Genomic DNA, 10,862 nt, shown 5'->3' with positions numbered 1-10,862 from the left:
ACTTGCTTAAGCGGCCTTGAGTGCGGACTCTATGGCAGAGAGCACGTCGGCGAGTGTGGGCAGGCTGGTGTCGCGCAGTTTGCGCAATGGCAACGTTACCGAGCTGTCGCTGCGGAATTGCGCGCCGTTTGCTTCCAGGCCGGGAATCGCGATCGGGATGAACACCTCAGGCGCTTGCTCGAACTGCATGGCCGGATGGCCGATGACGATGGTGGGCGCCTTGCTCTTGGGCGGCACGCGCTCCGGTTTGAAGCTGTTGATCCAGACCAGTACGTCGGTCTCGCCCTCGGCCAGCAGGCGCGAGGTGTCGTAGTGGTAGGGGTCGTAGTCGGGGTAGCCGCGGCGGTAGGAGTTGCGGAACGGATAGCCGCTGATCCAGGTGCTGACGTTGTAGGCCGTCACGTCGCCGTCGTTGCCGCTCAGCGGCAGGCCGGCGCTACGCGTGGTCTTGTTCAGCTCCTGCACCACGCCGACGATGTTCTGGATGGAAAGCTCGGCATGCGGGAAATCCAGTGCGCTGCCGGTCCAGGCGAGCACGCTGTACTTGGCTGCCTTGAGGCGCTCTGCGAGTTTTTCCAGCGACTCGCGGGCGATGCCGGCGACATTGTCCGCCTTGAGCGGCTTGCCGGCGACGATCGCGCGCAATGCGGCCAGCACCTCAGGCACGCGGTCAAGGTCGCAAGGCAGCACGTCGGGTTGCTTGCCGTTCGGCGAAACGCCCGGCGCGGTATTGAGGTCGCGGCCGCCCAGATAGACGATTTCGCGGTCGGCGGTGTTCTCGGTGAACATTGCCTCCTTGTTCCAGATCATGCGCTCGAAAAAGCGCGGGAAGTAGCTGACGATATCGGTGCCAATCACCACCAGCAGGTCCACCCGGTTCTTCACTTCGCTCAGTGTGGTGACGAACCAGCCGGAATTCTGCATGACCAGGATGTTCTTCATCGAGCTTTTGGAGTTCATGTGGTCGATGGTGGCGCCGGAGGTTTCGGCGAGGTTCATGACTGCACGCATGCCGTAGACGTCTGTCGCCAGGCCGGACAACAAGGGGTGCTTCGCGCCGCGCAACAGGCCGCTTGCTTTCTCGATGGCGGCTTCCAGCGTGGCTGCCTCGCCATTGATGGCGGAAGTGGCGTTGCTGGAAGGTTGTTCGAAGAAGGCTTTGCTTTGGGGACAGTGCGGAGATTGCAGTGATAAGTTGCCGTTGGCATCCCGCGAGAGCGTGAGATCGTCGCTCAATAGTCCGTCGGCAGGATAGGGCACAGCTTCCAGCGATGCCGCCGGAAATTGGGTTGATTGCGTCATGTTCTCCATCCGAAAACTGGTTAGTTTTTCAAGGTTCGTGCCTCGGTCAGGCACGCTGCAAGATTATACCCCTTGATCTTGCCCGAAAACAGCTTCAAGCGCGACCATGCCGTTTTGTGCCAACAAACTTTATCTTGAGGGAGGAGAATAAAAATCTTACTCGAACTTTTTAAACTGTATAAGGCTGGGCTACAATAACGGATTATTGGCATCACAAGTGCCGGTTTCTCGCAAGCTGAAGGAATTCATCATCAATAAGCAGGGCGTCAGTGTTGTTACCACGGCACGATTGCACATGGGGTTTTTTGATCTCAACGGTAATTTGGGTCGCAAGTTCGGAAGTATCGGCGTATCGTTGGATCAACCGGCGACCTCCCTGCGCGCTTTTCCCGCATATGATATTCAGGTGGAAGGCCCCGGCGCCAAGCGCGGGCTGAAAATCGCCACTTCCATTGCCGACGCGCTGCAATTATCCCAGGGCGTGCATATCCAGATCGAGAACGCGATTCCGGAACATGCCGGGCTGGGCTCCGGCACTCAGATGTCGCTCGCCATCGGCAGCGCAATCAACCGATTATTCAATCTTGGCCTGAACCTGCGTGATATCGCAGTGCTCACCTCGCGTGGCGCGCGCTCCGGTATCGGCCTGGGCACTTTTGCCCAAGGCGGCGTGATCGTCGACGGCGGCCGCGGCGAGGGCACGGATGTACCGCCCATCATCGCCCGCGCCGAATTTCCTGAGTGCTGGCGCATCATCCTCATGTTCGACCGCAGTCATACCGGCGTGCATGGCGCGGAGGAGCGTGAAGCGTTCCGCCGCTTGCCGGAGTTTCCCGCCGATAGCGCGGCGGTGCTGTGCCGCCATTTGCTGATGCAGGCTTTGCCTGCCCTGGCCGAGCATGATCTGCCCGCTTTCGGGCAGGCGATACGCGAACTGCAATGGCGCACCGGTGACCATTTTGCTCCGGCTCAGGGCGGGCGATATGCCAGTCCCGTGATTTCAAGGATACTGACCCAATTGGAAGCCGACGGCATCGATTGCGTCGGCCAAAGCTCATGGGGACCTACAGGTTTTGCCGTCTGTGCCGATGAAACAGATGCACGAGTGCTGCTGGAAGCGCTAGAATCCCGATATTCCCATATTCCTGAAGTGGAATTTTTGTTGTGCAGAGGGATCAACTCAGGCGCGCAGATCAGTTCGTGCTCAATGGAATAGTGTCTTGAAGATTTTTGGAACCATCAGGTTTTTGAAACAATGGCAACAGCCATTATTTACTCAACGTAAAGTACCGCATTAATGAGGGCAAGCGAAATGGAAGGGAACAAATTGGAAAAGCCTTATGTACTACACTTTATCACGCCATCGAAGAATGCCAGTCCGTTCGACGTGAACATGGCGTACGATGCGGGCTACGACGCAATTGCACAATACACCAACGTGCAATTGAACGAAGTCACCGGCCTGGTGCAAGATGCCATTTTCTCGCGCGGTCCTCGCGGCGTATGGCGCACCGGCATGCTGATCGGCGGCCGCGATGTGGATCTGGCGATGGACATGCTGGAAACCGCCAAGAAATCCATGGTGCCGCCTTTTGAAATCTCCGTGTTTGCCGACCCGTCCGGCGCGTTCACTACCTCTGCCGCAATGATGGCGCGTGTAGAGCAGTTGCTGATCAAGAACTTCGGCGGCACTCTCGAGGGCCGCAAGGTGAGCGTATTCGGCGCGACCGGCCCGGTGGGCGGCTGCACTGCCGTGATCGCCTCCAAGTATGGCGCAACCGTGCAGATGGTGGCGCACAAGACCATGGCGGATGTCGAAGAGAAGGCTGCAGCCTACAACAAGCGCTACGGCACCAGCATCGTCTGTGTCGATGGCAGCAACGACGAATTGAAGACGCAGATTCTGGCGAGCACCGACATTGCGCTTTGCTGCGCGGCGGCAGGCGTGCGCGTGCTGACCATCGAGCAGATGAAGAAGTCCAAGACCCTGAAGGTGGTGGCCGATGTGAATGCCGTGCCGCCGACCGGCGCGGAAGGCGTAGGCGTGATGGCCGACGGCGTGCTGATCGAAGGCACGGAAATCTACGGCGTGGGCGCTTTGGCGATCGGCAATATCAAGTACCAGACGCAGCAACGCCTGTTCAAGCGCATGCTGGAAGGTCAAAGCCATGTCTACATCGACTTCATGACGGCTTTTGAACTTGCACGCAAAGACCTCGTGTAATCACGCTGAATAACAAGATCGCGATCGTGGCGGCGAATGCCCGCCCTTATGTCGTTGCAGCCTCGGCAGCAGGATTCCAAGTCCTGGCTGCCGATGTTTTTGGTGACGAGGATACCTTGCTTGCCTCAGACCGGCATTTGCTGCTGGACTATGACAGCCGAGGATTCTCTGCCGATGCCGTGAGGGATTGCCTCCTGCCCGCGATTGAGGAGTTCGGCGCCAGCCGCTTGCTGTACGGCAGCGGTTTTGAAGCCCAGCCAGCCTTGATTGCCGAGCTTGCTTCGCAGGTAGACTTGGTTGGCAACTCTGCGGAAACCGTGGCCGCCTGCAAGGATGCACGCCGTTTTTTTCAGGCATGCGTTCAGCACCGCATCCCGGTGCCGGAAACTTGCTTTGCTCAGCCATTGGCTCAATCTCTGCCAGCTGCAGAGGCGGCGCAATGGCTGAGCAAAAGGCAGGGCGGCTGCGGCGGCATGCATATTGTCCCGGCTGGATTGTCGACGGCGGGAGAAGAAAACTATTTTCAGCGCAAGGTTGATGGACAGCCGTTTTCCTTGCTGTTTCTTGCGTATGAGGGCGGTATTCAACCGCTAGGTTTCCAGCGGCAGTTATTGTCTCCTCTGGATTCCCTGCCATACCGTTATGGCGGCCTCGCCGGACCGGCCGTAATGGCTGGGGCTGTGACTAAGGAACTGATACGCGCTGCCGGGTGCCTGGCCGACGCATTCGGTTTGCGCGGCTTGAACAGCCTGGATGTGGTCGTGGACGGCGAGCAATTCTGGGTGCTGGAAGCCAACCCGAGGTTGAGTTCCAGCCTGGGGCTGTATCCAATGGAAATGCAGGCCGAGTGGCTGGTTTGCCATATATCGGGACAGCCTGCCAGTTTCACGTTGTCCGGGCGAATCCAAGCAACGGCGAATCTGGTATTCTACGCTCCTTTCGATATCCGCATTCCGGGCGGCTTCTCATGGCCGGAATGGACGATGGACAAGCCTTTGGCCGGCAGCACCATCGCACGGAACATGCCCTTGTGCAGCATTGAAGCCGAGGCCGACAATGCGCAGGATGCCGAAGCGCTGGCAAGAACACGAATGACATTATTGAGCGCTATGCTCCAACCATATTCCAACCCTTGATAGATAAATTTAGGAGAACTCCATGTCCGAGGCTGTGATCGATACCAGTTATTGGCCTAGCGTCAACCAACTCACCAATCCCTTGGTCAAGCACTTGGTGGATAATGCCAAGACCCTGCGCCTGCTGGTGGAAAAGCTGCCCAGCGGAGCGACCGTCATCGATGCGGGCATCAAGGCCGAGGGCGGCCTGGAAGCCGGGCGCCTGATCGCTGAAATCTGCATGGGCGGCCTCGGGCATGTCAACCTGCATTCCTCCAGCACTTTCCCGCACTGGCCATGGACGCTGTCCGTGCATTCCAACAACCCTGTGCTTTCCTGCCTGGGCAGCCAGTACGCCGGCTGGAGCCTTTCCCATGAAAAATTCTTCTCCCTGGGCTCCGGCCCGGGTCGTGCGCTGGCTGGCCGTGAAGAGTTGTATAAGGAGCTGGGCTACAAGGACAGCGCCGATGCCGCAGTGCTGGTGCTCGAAAGCGACAAAGTGCCGCCGCAGGAGGTGGTCGAGAAGGTTGCGCGCGATACCGGCGTCAAGGCGGAGAACCTGACTTTCATCCTGACCCCGACCCGCAGCCTGGCCGGCACCGTACAGATTGTGGCGCGCGTGTTGGAAGTGGCATTGCACAAGATCCATACCTTGCACTTCCCGCTGGAGCACGTGGTCGACGGCGCAGCGAGCGCGCCGTTGCCGCCGCCGGCACCTGATTTCCTCATCGGCATGGGCCGCACCAACGATGCCATCCTGTTCGGCGGGCATGCGCATATCTTCGTCAAGGGCAGTGACGAAGCGGCAGCCAAGCTGGCGAAGGAATTGCCAAGCAGCGCTTCCCGCGACTACGGCCGTCCGTTCGCCGAGGTGTTCAAGGCGGTCAACATGGATTTCTACAAGATCGACCCCTTGTTGTTCAGTCCGGCCGCAGTGACGGTGACAGCCATCGAATCGGGCAAGAGTTTCACCGGCGGCAAGCTGGATGCTGCCCTGTTGGACCAGTCGTTCGGCTATAGCGCATAGTGGACCACCGCATTCCGGTTTTTACCGATGATCCCGGCTGGCATGGCAAGCGCCTCAAGGAGGCGTTTGCCAAGCGTGGATACGAGGCGGTATTCGTCTCGCTCAAGGACTGTGCGCTCAATCTCGGCCTTGGTGCCAACCAGCCGGCAGTCCTGATCCCGGGGTTTGAAGATGCCCTGCCAAAGGGCGTGTTCGTGCGCGGCGTGCCGGGCGGAACATTGCAGCGCGTGATTGCGCGGCTCGATATCCTGCATGCGCTCAAGCTGCTTGGCGTGGTGGTCTATAACGGCGGCCATGCAGTCGAGCGCACCGTCGACAAGGCCATGACCAGCTTCCTGCTGCACCTCAACCAGGTGCCGACGCCGCAAACCTGGGTTTGCGAGTCTCGTTACCAAGCGCAGGAAATCTACCTCAGGGAAACCATGGCCGGCCGGCAATTGGTGCTCAAGCCTTTGTTCGGCTCGCAAGGGCAGGGCATACGCAAGCTCACGCACGAAACCGCCTTCCCCATTCCCATGGAGCAATATGTGGACGGCCTGTACTACCTGCAGGCTTATGTGGACAGCGGCGAGGGCGCCTGGCATGACCACCGGGTGTTCGTCATCAAGGGTCGGGCGGTTGCCGCCATGATCCGCCATGGCAGCCACTGGGTGAATAACGTGGCCCAGGGCGGCCGTTGCGAGGCGGTTGCGACCGAGGGTGAGCTGGCCCAGCTGGCGGAGGCCGCTGCCAGGGCGGTCGATGTGGACTATTGCGGCGTGGATATCATCCGGGACGGTGCCGGCAAGCTTTATGTGCTGGAAGTCAACAGCATCCCGGCATGGAAAGGCCTGCAAGGGGCAACCGGCCTGAATATCGGGCAGCTCCTGGTCGACGATTTCCTCTCCCGCATCCATACGCAACCTGCCTTGACGGCCGTTTCATGAGCAGTCCCCAGCTTGCCGAAGCCTTCCGTGCGGCATGCATGGCGGAGCTGACTAGCCTCAAGCCGGGCAATGTGCATATCTTTGCCGACGGTCACGGCATGGTGGTGCAGGAGTTCATTCGCAGCGCCGATGCTGTAGCCGGCGTTATTGCGCAGCCGGGGCTTTCGGTGGGGCAGCGCATCCTGGCATCCGTAGAGGCCACCTGGCAAGTCGTGGACTGCAATACCAACCTCGGCATCGTGTTGTTGGCTGCACCCTTGATCCATGCCGCCTTGTCTGATGCGGAGGGTTCGCTGCGCCAACAATTGCAGCAGGTGCTGGCGCTACTGGATGTCCATGACGCTGAGCTTGCATTCAAGGCCATCGTCCGCGCTTCCCCTGGAGGCCTGGGCGAGGCTGGCGAGCATGATGTGCGCGAAGCGCCGAGCATTACCTTGCTTGAGGCAATGCAGGCTTCTGCCGGGCGGGATCGTATTGCCTGGCAGTATGCGCACGGATTCGAGGATGTGTTTGGCGTCGGCCTTGACGCGTATAGGCAGGCGATGGAGAAATGGCAGAACCCTGCCTGGGCGACAACGGCGCTTTATTTGACGCTGTTAAGCCGCTTTCTCGACAGCCATATCCAGCGCAAGTACGGCCAGTCGCAAGCGGAAGAAGTCAGCAGCCAGGCGGCTGTGCATCTGCATGCGTTGCTGTCGCAGGAAAATCCCAAGCTTTACCAGCGGGCATTGCTCCAGTTTGATGCTGAGTTGAAGGAGCGGAACCTGAATCCAGGAACCAGCGCAGACCTGACTGTCGCCACCTTGCTGGCGTATGAGTTGTCGAGACGCGATGATCTATAGTTATGCATAAAATTCAGTTATACTAGCCCGATTCCTTTGGCGGGGCCTGGGCCTATTCTTGGCTGAACAGCCTCCCAGTCGGGCAAGCAAGTTTTCAAGCGTAATATTTCTGTATTTTCTCAAGGAGGAGCAATATGGCTAATTTATTCGATCAACTCAAGGAATTCACGACGATTGTTGCGGACACTGGCGATGTGGAAGCGATCAAGAGCGTTAAGCCTTACGATGCAACCACCAACCCATCCCTGTTGCTGAAGGCAAGTACCATTCCTCAATATGCTCCACTGATCGATGAAGCAATTGCCTACGCCAAGTCCCAAAGCAGCGACAAGGCACAACAAATCGAAGACGCTGCCGACAAGCTGGCTGTATTGATCGGTCTGGAAATCCTCAAGCACATTCCTGGCAAGATCTCCACCGAAGTGGACGCACGCCTGTCCTTCGACACCGACGCAATGGTGCAAAAGGGCCGCAAGCTGATTAAGCTGTACGCTGATGCCGGCATTTCCAAGGATCGCGTACTGATCAAGCTGGCTTCCACATGGGAAGGCATCAAGGCTGGTGAGATCCTCGAGAAGGAAGGCATCAACTGCAACCTGACACTGTTGTTCAGCTTTGCCCAGGCTCGTGCCTGTGCCGAAGCCGGCGTGTTCCTGATTTCCCCGTTCGTCGGCCGTATCCTCGACTGGTACAAGGCCAAGACCGGTGAAACCTACACCGCTGAAACCGATCCGGGCGTACTGTCCGTGCGCAGGATTTATGCATACTACAAGGAACACGGCTACAAGACCGTCGTCATGGGCGCTTCCTTCCGCAATACCGGTGAAATCACTGCCCTGGCTGGTTGCGACCGCCTGACAGTGTCTCCGAACCTGCTGGAAGAGCTGAAGGCGACAGAAGGCAACCTGCCACGCGTACTGGTGGATAACGGTGCTACCAAGCAGCGTCCTGCCTTGCTGACAGAAAAAGAGTTCCGTTTCGAACAGAACGAAGACGCCATGGCGACAGAAAAGCTGGCTGAAGGCATCCGCGGTTTCGTGGTTGACCAAAACAAGCTGGAAAAGGCATTGGCTGAAAAGCTGTAATGACTTCAATCGCCTGCGTGTCAATGCCTCATTGACGTTGACACGCGGCGCTCTTGGCGATTACCATTGCCGTTCCGCTTTTGTATAAAAAGTAGTTTTTATTTTCAGTAGTACTCAATTTGTAACCCTTTTGGAGGAAGTATCGTGGCATTGACACAAATGGCATTAGATTCACTGGATTTCGACGCAACCGTTGCGCTGGCTGAAAAGGTAGCTCCACACGTTGACATTCTCGAAATCGGTACACCATGTATCAAGCACAACGGTATCAAGTTGCTGGAAACTCTGCGCGCAAAGTTCCCTAACAACAAGATCCTGGTTGACCTGAAGACCATGGATGCTGGTTTCTACGAAGCTGAGCCTTTCTACAAGGCTGGTGCTGACATCGCTACCGTTCTGGGTGTAGCTGATCTGGGTACCATCAAGGGTGTGATTGACGCTGCTAACAAGTACGGCAAGAAGGCTCAAGTCGACCTGATCAACGTAGCTGACAAGGCTGCTCGTACTAAGGAAGTTGCTAAGCTGGGCGCGCACATCATCGGCGTTCACACTGGTCTGGACCAACAAGCTGCTGGTCAAACTCCATTCGCTGACCTGTCGACTGTTACCGGTCTGAACCTGGGTCTGGAAGTTTCCGTCGCTGGTGGTGTTAAGCCAGCTACCGTTAAGCAAGTTAAGGACGCTGGTGCTACCATCATCGTTGCTGGCGCTGCTATCTACGGTGCTGCTGATCCAGCTGCTGCTGCTGCTGAAATCACTGGTCTGGCTAAGTAATCTTTCGCTTAAGCCAAGCTAAAAAAATCCACCATACGTAGCTCTTCCGAGCTAAGTTGGTGGATTTTTTATTATGGCCTTTTAGAATTTCATCATCGTTTAATTAAGGTGAATGCTATGAATAAATATCAAGAGCTCGTGGTCAGCAAACTGACCAATGTAATCAACAATACAGCAGAAGGCTATGATGACAAGATTCTGAGCCTGGTTGATGCCGCCGGCCGCACTTTTATCGGTGGCGCTGGCCGTTCCCTGCTGGTTTCCCGTTTCTTCGCCATGCGCCTGGTGCATGCCGGCTATCAAGTGAGCATGGTAGGCGAGGTTGTTACTCCTAGCATCCAGGCTGGCGATCTTTTCATCGTGATCTCCGGTTCCGGCAGCACGGAAACCCTGATGCCTCTGGTCAAGAAGGCCAAGAGCCAAGGCGCCAAGATCATCGTGATCTCCATGAAGGCGCAGTCTCCGATGGCGGAACTGGCTGACCTAGTGGTGCCGGTCGGCGGCAACGATGCACATGTATTCGACAAGACGCACGGCCTGCCTATGGGCACCATTTTCGAACTGTCCACATTGTGGTTCCTCGAAGCGACCATTGCCAAGCTGGTAGACCAGAAGGGCCTGACAGAAGAGGGCATGCGCGCGATCCACGCCAACCTCGAATAAGCCTTGGTTTTAATAACCAAGCTGAAACCCGGATGCGCTGAAAGGCCTCCGGGTTTTTTTTATTGTTTAATGTTCAATCTTGTGTGAACTTCTATTTAAAGTATCACACTAACTCGCCGTTACCATGCATATGCTCATGCTCATCATGGTGAGCAGGCCTGAATAGGTCCGATGCTAATTTTGTATGGAAGCAAATTATTTATGTGGCAATTCACATAGTTTTCATAAACTATGTATAATATTTGCAAACTTTTCAGGCTTGACGTTAAACAGACGTAAAGCAGTTAGATGGCATAGCTAACCCGGCAATGTCGACGTGTTTCTACGGAAACTTTATATTGGAGAATGAAATGGCAGTTATTGATCGCGTTTTAGTAGGTGAAGCTCTTGTTATTGACAATCGTCCTGACGGCAGTGGCCTGGACCTGCTGAACGTAGCTCACATCGATCTGATTATTGGACCTCGCGGTAGCGCTGCAGAAGACGCTTTCTGCCGCACCTTGACCGACCAGAAGGAAGGCGTGAACGGTCTGTTGGCTATCGTGGCTCCTAACCTGATGGTGAAGCCTGCTACCGTAATGTTCAACAAGGTTACCATCAAGAACGGCAAGCAAGCTGTTCAGATGTTCGGCCCAGCACAACGCGGTATCGCGATGGCTGTGATGGATTGTGTTGCTGACGGTACAATTCCACAAGAAGAAGCTGATGACGTATTCATCTCCGTAGGCGTGTTCATCGACAGCCGTGCTGATATCGATGAGCGTATCCAAGAGTGGAACTACCAAGCTACCAAGCAAGCGATCAAGAACGCTGTCGCACGTGAGCCTAAGGTGGCTGACGTACTGAAGAGCTACAAGGAATCTGCTCACCCATTCCAAGCTAAGTAATCCTTTAGCCTGGGAGA

11 protein-coding genes are annotated in these 10,862 nt (G+C 56.5%); 10 read left to right on the top strand and 1 reads right to left on the bottom strand.

The features are described 5' to 3' along the window. Positions 1-6 precede the first annotated feature (6 nt). Positions 7-1,302, bottom strand: coding sequence for a formylmethanofuran dehydrogenase subunit B (locus tag ACW4YW_RS11135; RefSeq protein WP_457137605.1), 1,296 nt, complete (start codon positions 1,300-1,302; stop codon positions 7-9). Positions 1,303-1,519: 217 nt separating this feature from the next. Here ACW4YW_RS11135 and ACW4YW_RS11130 point away from each other — a divergent pair, with 217 nt between their 5' ends. The 10 genes from ACW4YW_RS11130 (at position 1,520) to fae (ending at position 10,845) form a co-directional block, all read left to right on the top strand. Further along, positions 1,520-2,518 carry a beta-ribofuranosylaminobenzene 5'-phosphate synthase family protein gene (locus tag ACW4YW_RS11130; protein WP_457137604.1) on the top strand — a complete coding sequence of 333 codons (999 nt, stop codon included), beginning with the start codon at positions 1,520-1,522 and terminating at the stop codon, positions 2,516-2,518. Positions 2,519-2,614: 96 nt separating this feature from the next. Next, positions 2,615-3,526 carry an NAD(P)-dependent methylenetetrahydromethanopterin dehydrogenase gene (locus ACW4YW_RS11125; protein WP_457137603.1) on the top strand — a complete coding sequence of 304 codons (912 nt, stop codon included), beginning with the start codon at positions 2,615-2,617 and terminating at the stop codon, positions 3,524-3,526. Between the two features lie 26 nt (positions 3,527-3,552). Beyond that, positions 3,553-4,662: an ATP-grasp domain-containing protein gene (locus ACW4YW_RS11120; RefSeq protein WP_457137602.1), complete on the top strand. Its 1,110-nt coding sequence runs from the start codon at positions 3,553-3,555 to the stop codon at positions 4,660-4,662. 22 nt (positions 4,663-4,684) lie between these two features. Further along, a complete protein-coding gene (gene mch / locus ACW4YW_RS11115; RefSeq protein ID WP_457137601.1) occupies positions 4,685-5,668 on the top strand; it encodes a methenyltetrahydromethanopterin cyclohydrolase in 984 nt (327 codons plus the stop codon). After that, a complete protein-coding gene (locus ACW4YW_RS11110) occupies positions 5,668-6,594 on the top strand; it encodes an ATP-grasp domain-containing protein (RefSeq protein ID WP_457137600.1) in 927 nt (308 codons plus the stop codon). Before mch ends, ACW4YW_RS11110 begins: the two co-directional genes overlap by 1 nt. After that, the gene (locus ACW4YW_RS11105; protein WP_457137599.1) at positions 6,591-7,436 is read left to right on the top strand and encodes a triphosphoribosyl-dephospho-CoA synthase; all 846 of its coding nucleotides are present in this window, start codon (positions 6,591-6,593) and stop codon (positions 7,434-7,436) included. Before ACW4YW_RS11110 ends, ACW4YW_RS11105 begins: the two co-directional genes overlap by 4 nt. A 134-nt stretch (positions 7,437-7,570) precedes the next feature. Continuing rightward, positions 7,571-8,521 carry a transaldolase gene (tal, locus tag ACW4YW_RS11100; protein ID WP_457137598.1) on the top strand — a complete coding sequence of 317 codons (951 nt, stop codon included), beginning with the start codon at positions 7,571-7,573 and terminating at the stop codon, positions 8,519-8,521. Positions 8,522-8,665: 144 nt separating this feature from the next. Continuing rightward, positions 8,666-9,295, top strand: coding sequence for a 3-hexulose-6-phosphate synthase (gene hxlA / locus ACW4YW_RS11095; protein WP_309565474.1), 630 nt, complete (start codon positions 8,666-8,668; stop codon positions 9,293-9,295). A 117-nt stretch (positions 9,296-9,412) separates the two neighbouring features. Continuing rightward, on the top strand, positions 9,413-9,958 hold the full coding sequence (gene hxlB / locus ACW4YW_RS11090) for a 6-phospho-3-hexuloisomerase (RefSeq protein WP_457137597.1): 546 nt from the start codon (positions 9,413-9,415) through the stop codon (positions 9,956-9,958). Between the two features lie 350 nt (positions 9,959-10,308). Next, on the top strand, positions 10,309-10,845 hold the full coding sequence (gene fae / locus ACW4YW_RS11085; protein WP_230347420.1) for a formaldehyde-activating enzyme: 537 nt from the start codon (positions 10,309-10,311) through the stop codon (positions 10,843-10,845). Positions 10,846-10,862 lie beyond the last annotated feature (17 nt).

Source organism: Methylobacillus pratensis (genome assembly GCF_054072455.1).
This window is presented reverse-complemented; position numbering and strand designations above follow the sequence as displayed.

Excerpts from the sequence above, each read along its gene's own strand:
- hxlB (WP_457137597.1), top strand. The coding sequence starts at position 9,413 with ATGAATAAATATCAAGAGCTCGTGGTCAGCAAACTGACCAATGTAATC.
- ACW4YW_RS11105 (WP_457137599.1), top strand. The coding sequence starts at position 6,591 with ATGAGCAGTCCCCAGCTTGCCGAAGCCTTCCGTGCGGCATGCATGGCG.
- fae (WP_230347420.1), top strand. The coding sequence starts at position 10,309 with ATGGCAGTTATTGATCGCGTTTTAGTAGGTGAAGCTCTTGTTATTGAC.
- ACW4YW_RS11125 (WP_457137603.1), top strand. The coding sequence starts at position 2,615 with ATGGAAGGGAACAAATTGGAAAAGCCTTATGTACTACACTTTATCACG.
- mch (WP_457137601.1), top strand. The coding sequence starts at position 4,685 with ATGTCCGAGGCTGTGATCGATACCAGTTATTGGCCTAGCGTCAACCAA.
- tal (WP_457137598.1), top strand. The coding sequence starts at position 7,571 with ATGGCTAATTTATTCGATCAACTCAAGGAATTCACGACGATTGTTGCG.
- ACW4YW_RS11135 (WP_457137605.1), bottom strand. The coding sequence starts at position 1,302 with ATGACGCAATCAACCCAATTTCCGGCGGCATCGCTGGAAGCTGTGCCC.